The following is a 16,219-nucleotide window of genomic DNA, read 5'->3' as shown; positions in this document are numbered from 1 at the left end:
GCCGCCCTCGGTGTATTACCGGGCCGGTTGTTCCGCGGCCGAATCGAGCGCGGCACGCAGGATCATGGCCATCGTGCCCGGGTGGGTGTTGGGAAGCAGGTGGGTGGCTCCGGGCACGGTCACCACCTGCACGTCATGGGCCGCGGCGGCGAACCGGCCGACATGGGCCCGCATCTGATCGAACCGACCGTTGACCAGCACCACCGGGCAGGTCACCGCACGCAGCGTTTCGGGGCCGACCTCGTCGAGTACGTACTGCCAGGCGGCCGGCAGGGCGGCATAGCCGGTACTGTCCGGGAGCGGCCCGCGGGCGCCGAGCCACCGCATCAACCGGCTCGTCCACAGGGCCAACCGTTCGGGGTCGGCACCGGTGCTGAATCGTTCGAAGGCCCGGTAGGTCCACGCGAGGCGGCTGCCCGGGTCACCGGTCGCACTGATCGGCACCAGCCCCGACAACGCGTGCGGGTGTCGGGCGGCCCAAGCCATCGCCAGGTAGCCACCCAGGCTGTGTCCGGCCAGTACCGGCCGCGGGCCGGCTTCGGCCACCGCCTCGGAGATCACCGCCAGGGCGGCCTCGCCGGTGAAGGGCTCCCCGGCGCGCCGGCCATGGCCGGGCAGATCGGGGGTGATGATGCGGACGCCGGGCAACAGTGCGTGGTAGGCGTCCCATTGGGAGGCAGCCCAACGGGTGCCGGGCAGCAGCACCAGGGCCGGGTAGAACTCGGGAGGGGCGCTCATCGGGTCAGCGCCACAGGAAATCCATCCCCAGGACGGGATCCTGCTCACCCTCCCGAACCCCGAGCACCAGGACATACCGGATGCTCATCGACTCGGAAGCGAACCGATCGTTGCCCATCACGCAGGGCTTCTGCATACCCTCGGCCATTGCCGGGGGAGGGAGGTCGTTGCGGCAGTGACCGTACTTCTCGGCCAGGGCGGCCTGGAACTTGCCGGCATCGGCCTGGGGGAACCGGATCTTGGCCCGCAAGGTGGTGTTGGAACCCTCCTCCAGCGTGCTTTCGAGCACTTCGGTCTGCTCGGGGAAGGGCACCTCCAACCGGGCGCCGAGTTCCTCGCGGGTCAGTTCGGTGCAGGTGTTGGTGACGAACCCGTTCTCACAGGTGCTGCCGTATTCATTGGTGTAGGTGAAGCCCGGCACACCCCATTCCCCGGCCTTGGACAGCACGAACCACAACGCGGCCCCGGTGATCAGGATCATCAGGGTGAGTCCGATCAGCACTTCGCGCAGCTTGCGTCGGGCGCGCTGCTTGCTGTGAGTGGTCGTGGTGGCCATGGCCTCAAGAATGCCATGCCGCAGGAAGAGTCGACATCGTTCACCGGTAGCCGGTGGGGTCATCCTCCGGGTGGATATTGGCTGCCCCCGTCCACCGGCGTCAACGCCGGGAGCGTCCGAAGGTCAACTGCGCACGCAGATGAGTACGGCCGCGTCGTCGGCCACCCGCACCTCGGTACTGGTCAGGCGGTCATCGCCCAGCCAGGCCTGTCGCAGGGTGTCGACCCGGCCGTCCACCATCGGCGGCCAGGACCCGGCCGGCACGAAGTCGTCCAGCACGATGATGCCGCCCCGGTCGACCAGGGCCAGCACATCGTCGATGCCGACCTCGGCGGCGATCTCGCCGTCCATGAACACCAGCGAGAAGGGGCCGTGGGTGCCCAGTCTCGCCCAGTCGGCATTGATCACGTCGATCGCGTCGTCGGCGAAGAGTTCCTGCACGCCCTGGGCCAGGTCGGGGTTCTCCTCGGCGGTGACCACCTTGGTGCTGTCCGGAGCGCCGGTGCGCAACCACGCCGCACCCACCCCGCAACCGGATCCGCACTCGGCGATGGTGCCGGCGCTGGCCGCGGCCAGGGTCGCCAACAGTCGCCCGGTCTCACTGCGGGTGACCTGCAGGTAGCCCTGTTTCAGCGAGTGCTTCAGTGCCCGGGTGACGATCTCGGGCGTGTCCAGCGGGGTGGTCATGGCGGTCAGTCTGGCAGCCGGGCGTGCCGTTCGAGCGCTTGTCCACAGGTCGGCCCGAGCAGGTGGGTGGCTCAGATGCTGGGACAGCCCGTATCACTATTTACTCGGGCGCCCTACTATTTCGTTAGGACATCCTAGTAATTCGGAAGGCGCCATGTACGACATGTACCCGCGAGTGTGGATCGAACGCATCGCCGAGCGCGAGGCCATCGCGCCGAAGCGTCGCGCCCGCAAGCCGCGCGACCTGACCCCGCCGTCGCTGCGCCGGGCCAAGGCCGCCGCGGTGGCCCACGATGCTGCCTGAACTGCGCCGCCCGAAACAACGCCGCCTGAACAAGGCCGACTGAGCGCAGTACCACCGAGCCCGCCCTCCGGGGCGGGTTTTTTGGTGCCCCCGTCTTTGGTGCCTCTCGTGGATACAAACGCACCCGAACCGGCCCGAATCGGCCGTTTCGTGCCGGATGCCCCCCGTAAGGGTGCGTTTTCAGCCACGCCCAACGGCAACGGCCCCCGCATCCGGTTCCCGAGGAAGCCGGATGCGGGGGCCGCAGGTGGTGCTGTCAGCCAGGTGGTCAGCTCAGCGCGGAGGCAATCGCGTCGCCGATCTCGCCGGTACGACGCTCGCCTTGACGCCGGGCGAGGTCTTCCTCGACCACGGTGTTGATCCGCTCGGCATCCTCGCTGCGGCCCAGGTGGTCCAGCAGCAGGCCCATCGACAGGATCGCCGCGGTCGGGTCGGCCTTCTGCTGACCGGCGATATCGGGCGCCGAGCCGTGTACCGGCTCGAACATCGACGGGAAGGCACCCGAGGGGTTGATATTGCCCGAGGCGGCCAGGCCGATGCCACCGGTGACCGCGGCAGCCAGGTCCGTGATGATGTCGCCGAACAGGTTGTCGGTGACGATCACGTCGAAGCGGTCGGGGTTGGTGGCGAAGAAGATCGTCGCCGCGTCGATGTGCAGGTAGTCGGTCTCGACCTGCGGGTACTCCTCGGCGACGGCCTCGAAGATCCGGCGCCACAGGCCACCGGCGTTCACCAACACATTGTGTTTGTGCACCAGGGTGAGGTGGTTGCGGCGGCGGGTGGCCCGCTCGAAGGCATCACGCACCACCCGCTCGACACCGAAGGCGGTGTTCACGCTGACCTCGGTGGCCACCTCGTGCTCGGTTCCGGCGCGCAGCACGCCACCGTTGCCGGCGTACAGGCCCTCGGTGCCCTCACGCACCACCACGAAGTCGATGTTCTTGCCCTCGGTGACGTGCGGGGCGAGCGGGGTGGGCACCCCGGGGAACAACTTGCCCGGGCGCAGGTTGACGTGGTGGTCGAACAGGAACCGCAGCTTCAGCAACAACCCGCGCTCCAGGATGCCCGACGGCACCCGGGTGTCACCGGGGGCGGCGCCGACCGCGCCCAGCACGATCGCGTCGGCCTTGGCGAGTTCGTCGGTGACCGACTCCGGCAACAGCTCGCCGGTGCGCAACCAGCGCTCGGCGCCCAGGTCGTAATGCACCAGCTCGAAAGCGTTCGGGGCGACCGCATCGAGAACCTTGAGGCCCTCGGCGACCACCTCGGGGCCGATGCCGTCGCCACCGATGATGGCGAGGGTCTTGCGTTCGTTGGCAGAAGTATCAGTGCTCACCCGGCCGACTGTAGTCAGCACCGACCGCTACCGGGATCCGATCTCACCAATGCGGCGGCCGACACCGACGTTCGCAGGGTGTTCGACTGCCGCGACGAGGTGTCGGCACGCTAATCTGCGCGCATGAGTTTGCACTTCGACGTGATCCCCACCGCTACGCCGGTGACTGCCGAGGATCGGGCGAAGATGCTGGCCGACCCCGGGTTCGGGCAGTACTTCACCGACCACATGGCCCGGGCAACCTGGACGGTTGCCGACGGGTGGCATGACGGGGCCGTCGTAGGGCTGGAGCCGGTGAAGATGCACCCGGCCACGGCCGTCCTGCACTACGGACAGGAGATCTTCGAGGGCCTCAAGGCCTACCGTCACGCCGACGGTTCGGTCTGGTTGTTCCGTCCGGAGATCAATGCCGCCCGCTTCGCCCAGTCGGCGCACCGGTTGTCGCTGCCCGAAATGTCGGTGGACGACTTCATCACCAGCCTGGAGCAACTCATCGAGGCCGACCGCGACTGGGTTCCCGAACCCAGCGGTGAGGGGGGAGAGGAGTCGCTCTACCTGCGGCCGTTCATGTTCGCCGACGAGGTCTTCCTCGGGGTGCGGGCCGCCCAGCGGGTGACCTATCTCTGTCTGGCCAGCCCGGCCGGCTCCTACTTCGCCTCCGGCCTGGAGCCGGTGTCGATCTGGATCAGCCGCACCTACGCCCGGTCTGGCCCGGGTGGTACCGGTGACGCCAAGTGCGGCGGCAACTATGCCGCCAGCCTGCTGGCCCAGACCGAGGCCGGTCAACGGGGTTGCTCGCAGGTGTTGTTCCTGGACGCCGCCGAGCACGCCTACATCGAAGAACTCGGCGGCATGAACGTCTTCTTCGTGACCTCCGACGGCGAACTGCTCACCCCACCGCTGACCGGCACGATCCTGGAAGGGGTCACCCGCTCGTCGCTGCTGCAACTGGCCGAAGACCACGGGCTGACCGCCGTGGAACGTCAGTTGCCCCTGGTCGAGATCCTCGAGGGTATCGCCGCCGGCACCATCGTCGAGGGCTTCGCCTGTGGCACCGCCGCGGTGATCACCCCGATCAAGTCGCTCGCCGACGAAACCGGTACCTGGACGATCGGTGACGGCGGGCCGGGCCGGCTGACCGGCGAATTGCGCCAGCAGATCCTGGACATCCAGTTCGGCCGGGCCGAGGACGTGCACGGCTGGCTGCGTCGCGCCGGCTGATCCCGACCACCCACGCGACCGTCGCCACCACGGTTACGGTCGCGTAGGTATTTTTTGTTTGAACAGTGAGACGGGGTAGCCAAATGGCGGTCGGTCGGGGCACGATGGTTTTCATGCACGCTGTGGAGATTATTCGCTAGCGCGCCGACCAGATATCGGCGCGCTGACCTCTCGTCCCCGACGGGAGGTTTTTTCGTTGCCGATACCCCCAACCGGAAGAGTTCACGATGTTGCCTGTGGCACCCGAACAGATGCACCTGTACGACACCACGCTGCGTGATGGATCGCAGCAGGAAGGCCTGCGCCTGACCGTCGCCGACAAGCTGCGGATTGCCGGGTACCTGGACGACCTGGGGATGACCCACATCGAGGGCGGCTGGCCGGGGGCCAACCCGAACGACACCACTTTCTTCGCCCGAGCGGCGAAGGAACTCAACCTGCGTAACGCCCAGCTGGTGGCCTTCGGGGCCACCCGCAAGGCGGACAAGAAGGTTGAGGACGATCCGCAGGTACGGGGGCTGCTCGACGCCGGAACATCGGTCGTCACCCTGGTGGCCAAAAGCCACGATGCCCACGTACAGCACGCCCTGCGCACCTCGCTGACCGAGAATCTGGACATGGTGCGTGACACCGTCCGGTTCCTGGTCGCCGAGGGACGCGAGGTGATCCTGGACTGCGAGCACTTCTTCGACGGATATCGGGCCAACCCCGGTTATTCCCTCGAGGTGGTGCACACCGCCGCCGAAGCCGGCGCGTCGGTGGTGGTGTTGTGTGACACCAACGGCGGCATGTTGCCCAGTTGGATGGGTGAGGTGGTCAGCGCTGCCGGCGAGATCGGGGTGAATCTCGGGATTCACTGCCACAACGACTCCGGCTGCGCGGTGGCGAACTCCATCGCCGCGGTGGAGGCCGGAGCGATGCATGTGCAGGGAACGGTGAACGGCTACGGTGAGCGAACCGGCAATGCCGACCTGCTCACCGTGGCCGCCAACCTGCAACTCAAGTTCGGCTGGGACCTGGTCAGCCCCGAGTCGATGGCCGAATACACCCGCCTCAGCCACGCGATCGCCGAGGTCACCAATGTCGGTGCCGGGCCGCGCCAGCCCTACGTCGGGGTCTCGGCCTTCGCCCACAAGGCCGGCCTGCACGCCAGCGCGATCAAGGTCGACCCGAACCTGTACCAACACATCGACCCGGCCCTGGTCGGCAATGACATGCGGATCCTGGTCTCCGACATGGCCGGACGCGCCAGCATCCAGATCAAGGGCGAGCAGATGGGCTTCGACCTGTCGGACATGGAACTGGCCGGACGGGTGATGGACCGGGTCAAACAGCGCGAGGCCGAGGGCTACACCTACGAGGCCGCCGATGCGAGCTTCGAACTGTTGCTGCGCGACGAACTCGGCGCGCTCACCAACGACCCCTTCACCGTCATCCAGTGGCGCACCGGCAGCACCGGTGACACCAACGGCAACAGCATTGCCGAGGCCACCGTGAAGCTGGTCGCCGACGATCAACAGCAGTACGAGGTCGGTGACGGCAACGGCCCGGTGAACGCCCTGGACCACGCCCTGCGCCGGGCACTCACCCCGGTCTACCCGGTGGTGGCCGATTACCGGTTGACCGACTACCGGGTGCGCATCCTGGATCAGGGCCGCGGCACCGACGCGGTGGTGCGGGTGTTGATCGACACCTCCGACGGTGAGCGGCAGTGGACCACCGTCGGGGTCGGTACCGACGTGATCGAGGCCTCCTGGGAGGCCCTCACCGACGCCTACCGCTACGGCCTGCTGCACGCCCTGACCCCGGTCGAACCGGTGCCGACCGTCGAGGCCGCGCTGAGCTGAAAACTACTCGGCGCCGAGAATCAACCGGCGCCGACGAAGTCCAACTGCCGCCAGGCCTCGTACAACACGATCGCGGTGGCATTGGACAGATTCAACGACCGCCGATCGGCCAGCATCGGAATCCGCACCCGGTCGTTGAGCCGCTCGTCGGCCAACACGGCCGGGTCCAGCCCGGTCGGTTCGGGGCCGAACAACAGGACGTCGCCGGCCCGGTAGTCGATCTCGGTGTGGATGGTGGTGGCCTGGGCGGTGAACGCGAACACCCGGGCCGGCAGGAGTGCGGCGAAGGCGGCGTCCAGATCGTCGTGGACGTAGCACTTGGCCATGTCGTGGTAATCCAGCCCGGCCCGTTTCAGCTTGGTGTCCGACATGTCGAAACCCAGCGGCCCGGCCAGATGCAACTCGGCCCCGGTGACCGCCGACAGGCGCATGGTGGCGCCGGTGTTGTGCGGGATGCGGGGGGTGTGAAACAGAATTCGGACCGGGCAGGACATGGGAATCAGTGTCGCACGGGTTCGCCGAATGCCCGGGCTCGGGAAGGCCCGGGCCGGTGCGACTCGGGCCGGAGTAACTCAGGTTGGCAGCGACTCCGGCCACTGCAAATCGCGCCGACTGACGAACCTGTGTGCGGTGCCGTCCACAGGGTCGATGAAGGTGAGCTCGCGGGCCACCAACTGCAGCGGCTCGTCGGGTTGTTCCCCGTCGGCAAGCACCTCGGGATAGAGCGGGTCATGCAGAATCGGTGCCCCCAGCCGGTTGAGGTGAACCCGCAACTGGTGGGTGCGTCCGGTGGTCGGGGTGAGCCGGTAGCGAGCCAGCTCACCTCGTACCTCGAGGATCTCGATGCGGGTTTCGGCATTCGGGTCGCGACCCGGTAGCTCCCGGGCCTGCAGGCTGCCGCGTTCCTTGACCATGTGGCTGCGCACGGTGAGCGGAAACTCGGCGCCGGGCAGTGCCCGGGCCAGGGCCTCGTAGACCCGACTCACCTGCCTGGAGGCGAAGAGCTCCTGGTAGAGCTTTCGCCACCGCGCCTCGACGGTGAACACCAGCACCCCGGCGGTGAGCCGGTCGAGCCGGTGCGCCGGCGCGACATCGGGCCACCCGGCGGTGCGCAACTGCACCAGGGTGGTGTTGCGGGCGTGCGTGCCTTGCGGGGTGGTGGCCTGAAAATGGGGCTTGTCGACCACCACGATCCGGTCATCGGCGTGCAGCACCCGGACGGGCTCGTCCGGTTTGGGGTCGCGAGGTTCGGGCCCGGGGAACCAGAGCAGGGTGTTGGGCCGGTACGCGGCCCCGGGTTCGACCGGCTCACCGCGCTCGTCGACCACCTCGCCGCGGGCGAAGATGCCCGACACATCGACGTGAGCCGGTAACCGGTGGCGCAGAAACCCACCCATCGTCGTCCACCCGGCCGGACGGTCGGCGTCGGGGGTGCGCACCCAGCGCCAGTCCAACCCGGCACGGCGGGGCATCGGACTGGTGGGGGACACCGATTCAGAGTAGCGGGCGAGCCTCGACCGACGGGCTCAGTCGCGTTTGGGGTGATCGGTGGTGGCGTGCCGGGCCACCGGGGCCGTCCACCCCCGCCGCAGGGCCAGCAGCCGCCAGGTGATCGCCACCATCAGACCGAGAGCAGCAGATGCGAAGGTGTCGAGGCCGGTCTGCACCCCGACCCCGGTCACCACCGCACCGGCCAGCGCCGGAATCGCGTACAACTCGCCGCGGAACACGATCGGCACCCGGTGCGCCAGCAGGTCGCGCACCATGCCGCCGCCGGCTGCGGTGACCACCCCCATCAACACCGCGGGCAACAGGGCCAGGTCATGACCCAATGCCTTGATCGTGCCGACAGCACAGAACAACCCCAGGCCGAGGGCGTCGAAGAACAGCACCCACGGTTCCAACCGATCCACGATCCGATGGAAAACGAAGGTGATCAGCCCCGCGATGATCGGCACCAGCAGGTACCACCAGTCGCTCAGCGCGGCCGGCGGCACCGCACCGATCATCACGTCGCGCAGGATGCCGCCGCCCAGACCGGTCGCCCCGGCCAGGACCAACACCCCGAAGATGTCGAACTCCTTGCGCACCCCCACCAGCGCGCCCGACAGGGCGAACGCGAACACACCCAACAGGTCCAGAATCAGCACCACCAGCTGTGCCTGCGAGCCAAACATGGCCGTCAGGCTACCGCTGCGCTTAGGGTGACCTCATGGCGAAGGCCAATCTGCTGGAGATCTCCGGGCCGGACGGTACGCGTCAGGTCAAGCTCAGCAACCCCGACAAAGAGCTGTGGCCGGGTATCACCAAGGGTGATCTGGTCGATTATCTGTTGGCGGTGGCCGAACCTTTCCTGGCGATCAACGGCGATCGTCCGATGACCCTGCAGCGCTTTCCCGAGGGCATCGACGGGGAGGAGTTCTTCGCCAAACGTCCCCCGGCCGGGGCCCCGGAGTGGATGCGCCGGGTGATGTGCACCTACCCGTCCCGGCGCCGGCACGAACAACTCACCTTCGACGAACCGGCCGCCCTGGCCTGGGCCGCGCAAATGGCCACGATCACCTTCCACCCCTGGCCGGTGCGCACCGCGAACCCCGACCATCCCGACGAACTGCGCATCGACCTCGACCCCCAGCCGGGCCGCGATTTCGCCGACGCGGTCACCGCGGCGGTGGCGCTGCGCGAGTTGATGGCCGAGGTCGGGCTCACCGGATACGCCAAAACCTCCGGCAACCGTGGGGTGCACGTCTATGCCCCGATTCACCCCGACCACGAGTTCCAGGACGTGCGCCACGGCGTGATCGGCCTGGCCCGCGAACTGGAACGCCGGATGCCCGAGCTGGTCACCTCCTCGTGGTGGAAGGAAGAACGCGGGGAGCGGGTCTTCGTCGACTTCAACCAGGCCAACCGCGACCGCACCATCGCCGCGGCCTACAGCCCGCGCCCGCTGCCGGGTGCGCCGGTGTCCACCCCACTCACCTGGGACGAACTGCTCGAGGCCGACCCCGAGAAGCTGACCATCGCCACGGTGCCCGACCTGCTCGCGCAGCGGGAATGCCCCTGGGCCGACCGGGCCGCCCACGTCGCCGACATCAGCGGCGCCCTGGACCTGTGGCAGGCCGACCTGGACCGGGGGCTGGGCGAACTGAACTTTCCACCCGACTACCCGAAGATGCCGGGCGAACCACCGCGGGTGCCGCCGTCCAAGCGTCGCGCCGACCGCGAGGACGAGGACTATCTGGCCCCGAAGGCCGAGCGGGACGCGGTCTGGGGCACCGCGATCGTGCCCCCGTTCGGGCCGATGCTGGCCAAACCGGTGAAGAAGTTCCCCACCGGTGAGGTGCTCTTCGAGCCGAAGTGGGACGGGTTCCGCTCCATCATCTGGCGCAGCGGCGACGAGGTCGAGATCGGCAGCCGCAACAGTCGGCCGATGACCCGCTACTTTCCCGAACTGGTCGAAGCGGTGCGGAAGTGCTTTCCTGATCCGATCGTGATCGACGGCGAGATCATCATGATCGACCCCGAACACGGCGACCGGTTGAACTTCGACCTGCTGCAACAACGCATCCACCCAGCGGCCTCCCGGATCACCAAGCTCGCCGCCGAAACCCCGGCGAGCTTCGTCGCCTTCGATCTGCTCGCCGACGGGAAGACCAACTGGACCGAGCGTCCCTTCGCCGAACGCCGCGAGGCCCTGGTGCAGGCTTTGGCCGACGCCGTCCCGCCGATCTTCCTGACTCCTGCGACCACCGACCGTGAGCTGGCCGCCGAATGGTTCACCAGCTTCGAGGGTGCCGGACTGGACGGGGTGATGGCCAAGCGGCTCGACGAGCCGTATCAGGAGGACAAGCGCGTCCAGTACAAGATCAAGCACGAACGCACCGCCGACGTGGTGGTGGCCGGCTACCGGCTGTACAAGAACACCGACGACGCGATCGGCTCGCTACTGCTCGGGCTCTATACCGATCAGGGTGTGCTGAACAGTGTCGGGGTGGTCGGCGCCCTGCCGATGGAACGCCGCCGGGAGCTGTTCACCGAACTACAGGAGCTCGTCATCGATCTCGACGACCACCCCTGGGCCGGCGCCGATGAGGCCGGTCGCACGCCGACGTCGGGGGCGCATTCGCGCTGGAACGCGAACAAGGACCTGTCGTTCACCCCGCTGCGTCCCGAACGGGTGCTCGAGGTGCGCTACGACCACATGGAGGGGGACAGGTTTCGCCACACCGCCCAGTTCGGCAGGTGGCGACCCGACCGTGATCCGCGGAGCTGTACCTACGAGCAATTGGACGAGCCGGTCAGCTACGACCTGGCCGAGGTTCTCGGGCTCGACGCCACCGGGGCCGGACGGCAACCGACCCGGTGAGCCGGGTCACCGGCGGGTGACCCCGCCACCGTCGGGGCTGAAGATCCAGGCGATCCCGGCCTCGGTCAACTCCTCGGGAGTCCGGCCCAGATCGAGTTGGACGCCCCGCTCGTGGGGCCCCAACGGCTCGAGGGTGGCCAGTTGGCTCTGCAGCAGCTCGGGTGGCATGAAATGCGACCGGGCGGCCATCCGCTGAGCGATCAGGGACGCTTCCCCGTGCAGATGGAGGTACAGGCAGCCGCCCTCGACGCCGGAGTTCAACACCTCGCGGTACGAACGCTTGAGTGCCGAACACGCCAGTACGGTCGACTGTCCGGCGGCTGCCCGGCTGCGCATCCACTCGGCGAGGTCGGCCAGCCAGGGCCAGCGGTCGTCGTCGGTGAGCGGATGTCCGGCGGCCATCTTGTCCACGTTGGCCTGCGGGTGAAAGGTGTCCGCTTCGCCGAAGGTGTAGCCCAGCCGGGTGGCCAACATCGCGGCCACGGTGGTCTTGCCGCTGCCGGACACCCCCATCGCGACGATGTGGACGGTCATCTCAGGCCACCAGGCTCAGGGCCAGGGTGAGGATGAAGCCGATCCCGCCGAGCAGGGTCTCCATCACCGTCCAGGTCTTCAGCGTGGTTTTCACGTCCATGCCGAGGAAGCGGCCGACCAGCCAGAAGCCCGAGTCGTTGACATGCGAGAGCACCGTCGAACCGCAGGCGATCGCGATCACGATCAGCGCCAGGTGCAACTGTGACAGGTCACCGGTGGCGGCCACGGTCGGGGCGATCAGACCCGCGGTGGTGGTGAGGGCGACGGTGGCCGACCCCTGCGCGACCCGCAGTGCGGTCGCGACCACGAAGGCGGCGACGATGATCGGCAGGCCGGTGGCCTCGAGCGAGGAAGCCAGTGCGGTGCCGATTCCGGAAGCCCGCAGCACCCCACCGAACATGCCGCCGGCACCGGTGATCAGGATGATCGCGGCGACCGGGCCGATGGCGTCGTTGGCGATCTTCTCGACATCGGCTGCCGACCGGCGTCCGGTGCCCAGCACGATCATCGCGACGATGGTGGTGATCAGCAGCGCGATCGGGGTCTGGCCGATCAGGATCAGCGCGGTGACCCAGCCCGCCTCCTTGTCCACGGTGCCGGCCGTGGCAAGGGTGTTCAGGCCGGTGTTGAGGAAGATCAGCACCAGCGGTAGCAGCAGGATGCCGACCACGGTGACGAACTTCGGCGGGTTGTCGACCTTCTCGGCCTCACCGAGCAGGTTCGGCACCGGCAGGTCGAAGCGCTTGCCGATGAACTTCGAGTACAGGTACGCGCCGATGAACCAGGTGGGCAGGGCGAGCGCCAGGCCGACGATGGTCACCAGGCCGAGGTCGGCGCCGAGCAGAGCACCGGCCGCGACCGGGCCGGGGTGCGGTGGCACGAAGGCATGCATCACGGCGAAGGCGCCGGCGGCGGGGAAGGCGTAGAGCAGCACCGAGCCGCCGAGGCGGCGGGCAACCGAGAAGATGATCGGCAACATCACCATCAGGCCGGCATCGAAGAAGATCGGAAAGCCGAACAGCAGCGAGGCGACACCGAGCGCGAGGGGTGCGCGTTTCTCGCCGAACCACCCGATCAGGGTGTCGGCCAGGGTCTGGGCGCCGCCGGTGACCTCCAGCAATCTGCCGATCATCGCGCCGAGGCCGACCAGCAGGGCGACGCTGGCCAGCGTGGCCCCGAAGCCGTCGGTCATCGTTTCGACCACATCGCCCAGGGGGACGCGGGTCGCGATGGCGGTGAGGAAACTGACCAGGATCAGCGCGACGAAGGCGTGCAACTTCACCTTCATGATCAGGAAAAGAAGCAGCAGAACCGCGCCGAGCGCGATCAGCAGCAGGGGAACCGTCCCCAGGGCCGGTGTGGGCATGACCTGTCTCCTTTGACATTGGAGCTCACATAACGTTCCGAGTTCACCATAAAGACTCCTATTGGTCAATGGTTTCATTACAAGGAATCTGAATGGCTGGCTTGATCCCCGCCACAACCACGGTCGGTGATAAATTCAGTGCCGAGTGAGGAGGCGCACACATGAACGCAGGTCTGCACGGCCGCGTCCTCAACCAGATCGGGGCGGAGCTGACCGGCGGTGAGTTGACCCCGGGCGCGGTGTTTTCCACCGAGTGGTTGATGCAGCGCTACGGCGTCTCGCGCACGATCGCGCGCGGAGTGATCAAGGTGCTCGAACAACACGGTGTGTTGACCTCGCGCCGCCGCGTCGGGTTGACCGTGCAACCTTCGAGCAATTGGGACGCGCTCAGCCCGCTGATCGTCGGATGGCGGCTGGACAGTGCGGAGATCTCGGTGCAGATCCGGGAACTGTCCGAACTGCGCTCGGGAATCGAGCCGGTCGCCGCGCGGCTCGCCGCCACCCGGGCCACCCCCGAGCAGCGCGCCCGACTGCTGTCCGCCGTGGGAGGCATGGCCGCCACCGGACGCGAGGGTGACCTCGAGGCCTACCTCGACCACGACATCACCTTCCACACCACCCTGCTCGAATCGTCGGGCAACGCGGCGCTGGCCTCTCTGGCGCCACTGGTCTCGACCGTGCTCGACTTCCGCACGCACCGCTATCTGATGCCGGCCACCCCCGATCCGGACGCCGTGCGCTGGCATTTCGCGGTTGCCGAGGCCATTTCCATCGGTGACGGCGAGGCGGCGGCCGAGAACATGCAACTCATCGTGCAGGAGGCCCAGCACGCCATGCAGGAGGCCGTCGAGGGCACCCGGGCCGACTGACCCGGCGACCGGGTGGGTTTCAGCCGACCCGGTCGATCAGCACCGACCTCGGTGTGGGCGCGGGCAAGCCGTCCGGTGCGGCATCGATCGTCCAGCCATCGGCGAGGGCCTCCAGCGCCGACTCGAAGCGTTCCGGGGTGTCGGTGTGCAGGGTCAGCATCGGCTCCCCGGCTTGCACCTGCTCGCCGAGTGTCCGGTGCAGTTCGATACCGGCCCCGGCCTGGACGCTGTCGCCGTGCCGGGTGCGTCCGGCTCCCAAACGCCAGGACGCCACCCCCACCGCGCGGGCGTCCAATCGGGTCAGGGTTCCGGTCTGCGGCGCGGACACCACGTGCTGTTCGCTCGCCCGGGGGAGCGGGGCGTCCGGATCACCTCCCTGGGCGGTGATCATCCGTCGCCAACGATCCATCGCCCGACCATCGGCCAGGGCATCGGCGGGGTCGATGTCGTCGCGCCCCACCGCGGCCAGCATCTCGCGGGCCAGGGTGAGGGTCAGCTCCACCAGGTCGGCCGGGCCACCGCCGGCGAGCACCTCGACCGATTCGGTCACCTCCAAGCCGTTGCCGACCATCCGGCCCAGGGGAGTGCTCATGTCGGTCAGCAGAGCCGTGGTCGCAACCCCGGCCTCGGCACCGAGGCGCACCATCGTCTCGGCCAACTCCCGGGCCCGTTCGGGGGTGGCCATGAACGCCCCCGAACCGACCTTGACATCCAGGACCAGCGCCGAAGTGCCCTCGGCGATCTTCTTGCTCATGATCGACGAGGCGATCAGCGGAATCGACTCCACCGTGCCGGTGACATCGCGCAGGGCGTAAAGCCTCTTGTCGGCCGGGGCGAGTCCGGCCCCGGCAGCGCAGACCACCGCGCCGACATCGCGGAGCTGGGCGAACAGCGCATCGTTGTCCACCTCGGCCCGCCAGCCGGGAATCGCCTCCAGCTTGTCCAGAGTGCCGCCGGTGTGGCCGAGTCCGCGTCCGGAAAGCTGGGGCACGGCCACGCCGCAGGCGGCCACCAAGGGGGCCAACGGCAGGGTGACCTTGTCACCGACCCCGCCGGTGGAGTGTTTGTCCACCGTCGGGATCGGCCGGCCGTCCGGGGTGCGCAGGGTGCCGAAGTCGAGCCGCTCACCCGAAGCGATCATCGCGGTGGTCCACCGGCTCAACTCGGCGGAGTCCAAACCCCGGAAGTAGATCGCCATGGCCATCGCGGCCATCTGCTCCTCGGGCAGGTCACCGCGGGCGAAGTGGTCGATCAGCCAGTCGATCTGGGCATCGGACAGCCGCTGCCCATCGCGTTTGGCGGTGATCAGTTCGACCGCATGAAAACCCATGGGTGAGCCCGGTCGTCACCAGCCGCGTTCGGCCAGCCGGTGCGGCTGGGGCAACTCGTCGACGTTGATGCCGACCATCGCCTCGCCGAGCTTGCGCGAGACATCGGCGATCACGTCCGGATTGTCGTAGTTGCGGGTGGCCTTGACGATCGCGGCGGCCCGCTGGGCCGGGTTGCCCGACTTGAAGATGCCCGAGCCGACGAAAACCCCCTCGGCGCCCAGTTGCATCATCATCGCAGCGTCGGCCGGGGTGGCGATACCGCCGGCGGTGAACAGGGTGACCGGCAGCTTGCCGGTCCCGGCCACCTCGCGCACCAACTCGTACGGCGCCTGCAGTTCCTTGGCCGCGACATACAACTCGTCGGGCGCCATCGAGCGCAGCACGTTGATCTCGGCGCGGATCGTGCGCATGTGGGTGACCGCGTTGGAGACGTCGCCGGTACCGGCCTCACCCTTGGAGCGGATCATCGCCGCGCCCTCGTTGATCCGGCGCAGGGCCTCACCGAGATTGGTCGCACCACACACGAAGGGCGTGTCGAAATCCCACTTGTCGATGTGGTTGGCGTAATCGGCCGGGGTCAGCACCTCCGACTCGTCGATGAAATCCACCCCGAGGCTCTGCAACACCTGGGCCTCGACGAAGTGGCCGATCCGGGCCTTGGCCATCACCGGCACCGACACCGCTGCGATGATCCCGTCGATCATGTCGGGGTCACTCATCCGCGACACCCCACCCTCGGCGCGGATATCGGCCGGCACCCGCTCCAGGGCCATCACCGCCACGGCCCCGGCGTCCTCGGCGATCCTGGCCTGCTCGGGAGTGACGACGTCCATGATGACGCCGCCCTTCATCGAGTCGGCCAGGCCGCGCTTCACCCGGGCGGCGGACGATGGGGTGGGGGAGGTGTTCTCGGTGCTGGTCACGTGGCTTCCTTGTGCTCGGAGCGGCCGTGGGATCGGCGCGCAACGCACCGAGTCTAGGCTCCCGTCCCCGGGCATCGCCATCGCCTTCCGCTGGTTCGGCACGCCGGCTCGAGCATCGGTGGACGGGGCCGGGTTGTCGAG

Annotated in this window: 16 protein-coding genes; 5 read left to right on the top strand and 11 right to left on the bottom strand. The window is 68.1% G+C overall.

What is annotated here, in order from left to right; genetic code table 11:
* Positions 1–15 precede the first annotated feature (15 nt).
* From ACR4XW_RS11115 to ACR4XW_RS11105, 3 genes are all read right to left on the bottom strand, one after another.
* Positions 16–738: an alpha/beta fold hydrolase gene (locus ACR4XW_RS11115; RefSeq protein ID WP_434760626.1), complete on the bottom strand. Its 723-nt coding sequence runs from the start codon at positions 736–738 to the stop codon at positions 16–18.
* 4 nt (positions 739–742) lie between these two features.
* On the bottom strand, positions 743–1,294 hold the full coding sequence (locus tag ACR4XW_RS11110; protein WP_434760625.1) for a hypothetical protein: 552 nt from the start codon (positions 1,292–1,294) through the stop codon (positions 743–745).
* 123 nt (positions 1,295–1,417) lie between these two features.
* Entirely contained in the window at positions 1,418–1,981 is a 564-nt protein-coding gene (locus ACR4XW_RS11105; protein ID WP_434760624.1) for an O-methyltransferase, read from the bottom strand.
* A 154-nt stretch (positions 1,982–2,135) separates the two neighbouring features.
* Between ACR4XW_RS11105 and ACR4XW_RS11100 the strand changes: the two genes are divergently transcribed.
* Positions 2,136–2,285, top strand: a complete 150-nt coding sequence (locus tag ACR4XW_RS11100) for a hypothetical protein (RefSeq protein WP_434760623.1) — start codon at positions 2,136–2,138, stop codon at positions 2,283–2,285.
* A gap of 268 nt (positions 2,286–2,553) precedes the next feature.
* Here ACR4XW_RS11100 and ACR4XW_RS11095 read toward each other — a convergent pair whose 3' ends face one another.
* Positions 2,554–3,621: a 3-isopropylmalate dehydrogenase gene (locus ACR4XW_RS11095; protein ID WP_434760622.1), complete on the bottom strand. Its 1,068-nt coding sequence runs from the start codon at positions 3,619–3,621 to the stop codon at positions 2,554–2,556.
* A gap of 123 nt (positions 3,622–3,744) precedes the next feature.
* Between ACR4XW_RS11095 and ACR4XW_RS11090 the strand changes: the two genes are divergently transcribed.
* Both ACR4XW_RS11090 and cimA read left to right on the top strand, forming a co-directional pair.
* Positions 3,745–4,842, top strand: coding sequence for a branched-chain amino acid aminotransferase (locus ACR4XW_RS11090; RefSeq protein ID WP_434760621.1), 1,098 nt, complete (start codon positions 3,745–3,747; stop codon positions 4,840–4,842).
* Positions 4,843–5,069: 227 nt separating this feature from the next.
* The gene (cimA, locus tag ACR4XW_RS11085) at positions 5,070–6,689 is read left to right on the top strand and encodes a citramalate synthase (RefSeq protein ID WP_434760620.1); all 1,620 of its coding nucleotides are present in this window, start codon (positions 5,070–5,072) and stop codon (positions 6,687–6,689) included.
* A 20-nt stretch (positions 6,690–6,709) separates the two neighbouring features.
* On the opposite strand, the gene ACR4XW_RS11080 is transcribed toward cimA, so the two are convergent.
* The 3 genes from ACR4XW_RS11080 to ACR4XW_RS11070 all read right to left on the bottom strand — a co-directional run bounded on the left by ACR4XW_RS11080 (position 6,710) and on the right by ACR4XW_RS11070 (position 8,866).
* The gene (locus ACR4XW_RS11080) at positions 6,710–7,183 is read right to left on the bottom strand and encodes a tRNA (cytidine(34)-2'-O)-methyltransferase (RefSeq protein WP_434760619.1); all 474 of its coding nucleotides are present in this window, start codon (positions 7,181–7,183) and stop codon (positions 6,710–6,712) included.
* A gap of 78 nt (positions 7,184–7,261) precedes the next feature.
* Entirely contained in the window at positions 7,262–8,179 is a 918-nt protein-coding gene (locus ACR4XW_RS11075) for a pseudouridine synthase (protein ID WP_434760618.1), read from the bottom strand.
* Positions 8,180–8,215: 36 nt separating this feature from the next.
* Entirely contained in the window at positions 8,216–8,866 is a 651-nt protein-coding gene (locus tag ACR4XW_RS11070; RefSeq protein ID WP_434760617.1) for a trimeric intracellular cation channel family protein, read from the bottom strand.
* Between the two features lie 35 nt (positions 8,867–8,901).
* On the opposite strand from ACR4XW_RS11070, the gene ACR4XW_RS11065 reads away from it, so the two are divergent.
* A complete protein-coding gene (locus tag ACR4XW_RS11065) occupies positions 8,902–11,055 on the top strand; it encodes an ATP-dependent DNA ligase (RefSeq protein WP_434760616.1) in 2,154 nt (717 codons plus the stop codon).
* A 6-nt stretch (positions 11,056–11,061) separates the two neighbouring features.
* Here the strand turns inward: ACR4XW_RS11065 and ACR4XW_RS11060 are convergent, their stop codons facing one another.
* A complete protein-coding gene (locus ACR4XW_RS11060; protein WP_434760615.1) occupies positions 11,062–11,589 on the bottom strand; it encodes a gluconokinase in 528 nt (175 codons plus the stop codon).
* A gap of 1 nt (position 11,590) precedes the next feature.
* Complete coding sequence (locus ACR4XW_RS11055) at positions 11,591–12,955, bottom strand: GntP family permease (protein WP_434760614.1); 1,365 nt, start codon at positions 12,953–12,955, stop codon at positions 11,591–11,593.
* Between the two features lie 161 nt (positions 12,956–13,116).
* On the opposite strand from ACR4XW_RS11055, the gene ACR4XW_RS11050 reads away from it, so the two are divergent.
* Positions 13,117–13,824, top strand: coding sequence for a FadR/GntR family transcriptional regulator (locus ACR4XW_RS11050; protein ID WP_434760613.1), 708 nt, complete (start codon positions 13,117–13,119; stop codon positions 13,822–13,824).
* 19 nt (positions 13,825–13,843) lie between these two features.
* On the opposite strand, the gene ACR4XW_RS11045 is transcribed toward ACR4XW_RS11050, so the two are convergent.
* Both ACR4XW_RS11045 and pdxS read right to left on the bottom strand, forming a co-directional pair.
* A complete protein-coding gene (locus ACR4XW_RS11045; protein ID WP_434760612.1) occupies positions 13,844–15,154 on the bottom strand; it encodes a thymidine phosphorylase in 1,311 nt (436 codons plus the stop codon).
* A 15-nt stretch (positions 15,155–15,169) separates the two neighbouring features.
* Positions 15,170–16,078, bottom strand: a complete 909-nt coding sequence (gene pdxS, locus ACR4XW_RS11040) for a pyridoxal 5'-phosphate synthase lyase subunit PdxS (protein ID WP_434760611.1) — start codon at positions 16,076–16,078, stop codon at positions 15,170–15,172.
* Positions 16,079–16,219 lie beyond the last annotated feature (141 nt).

It is taken from the genome of Pseudenemella bisphenolivorans (assembly GCF_051133435.1).
Lineage (GTDB): Bacteria > Actinomycetota > Actinomycetes > Propionibacteriales > Propionibacteriaceae > JAAYAO01.
Note: the sequence above shows the minus strand (reverse complement) of the source record. Positions and strands in the feature narration are given on the sequence as shown.

What these genes read in the sequence shown, in the direction of transcription:
- ACR4XW_RS11115 (WP_434760626.1), bottom strand. Translation starts at nt 738, where the DNA reads ATGAGCGCCCCTCCCGAGTTCTACCCGGCCCTGGTGCTGCTGCCCGGC.
- ACR4XW_RS11110 (WP_434760625.1), bottom strand. Translation starts at nt 1,294, where the DNA reads ATGGCCACCACGACCACTCACAGCAAGCAGCGCGCCCGACGCAAGCTG.
- ACR4XW_RS11105 (WP_434760624.1), bottom strand. Translation starts at nt 1,981, where the DNA reads ATGACCACCCCGCTGGACACGCCCGAGATCGTCACCCGGGCACTGAAG.
- ACR4XW_RS11100 (WP_434760623.1), top strand. Translation starts at nt 2,136, where the DNA reads ATGTACGACATGTACCCGCGAGTGTGGATCGAACGCATCGCCGAGCGC.
- ACR4XW_RS11090 (WP_434760621.1), top strand. Translation starts at nt 3,745, where the DNA reads ATGAGTTTGCACTTCGACGTGATCCCCACCGCTACGCCGGTGACTGCC.
- cimA (WP_434760620.1), top strand. Translation starts at nt 5,070, where the DNA reads ATGTTGCCTGTGGCACCCGAACAGATGCACCTGTACGACACCACGCTG.
- ACR4XW_RS11080 (WP_434760619.1), bottom strand. Translation starts at nt 7,183, where the DNA reads ATGTCCTGCCCGGTCCGAATTCTGTTTCACACCCCCCGCATCCCGCAC.
- ACR4XW_RS11070 (WP_434760617.1), bottom strand. Translation starts at nt 8,866, where the DNA reads ATGTTTGGCTCGCAGGCACAGCTGGTGGTGCTGATTCTGGACCTGTTG.
- ACR4XW_RS11065 (WP_434760616.1), top strand. Translation starts at nt 8,902, where the DNA reads ATGGCGAAGGCCAATCTGCTGGAGATCTCCGGGCCGGACGGTACGCGT.
- ACR4XW_RS11060 (WP_434760615.1), bottom strand. Translation starts at nt 11,589, where the DNA reads ATGACCGTCCACATCGTCGCGATGGGGGTGTCCGGCAGCGGCAAGACC.
- ACR4XW_RS11055 (WP_434760614.1), bottom strand. Translation starts at nt 12,955, where the DNA reads ATGCCCACACCGGCCCTGGGGACGGTTCCCCTGCTGCTGATCGCGCTC.
- ACR4XW_RS11050 (WP_434760613.1), top strand. Translation starts at nt 13,117, where the DNA reads ATGAACGCAGGTCTGCACGGCCGCGTCCTCAACCAGATCGGGGCGGAG.
- ACR4XW_RS11045 (WP_434760612.1), bottom strand. Translation starts at nt 15,154, where the DNA reads ATGGGTTTTCATGCGGTCGAACTGATCACCGCCAAACGCGATGGGCAG.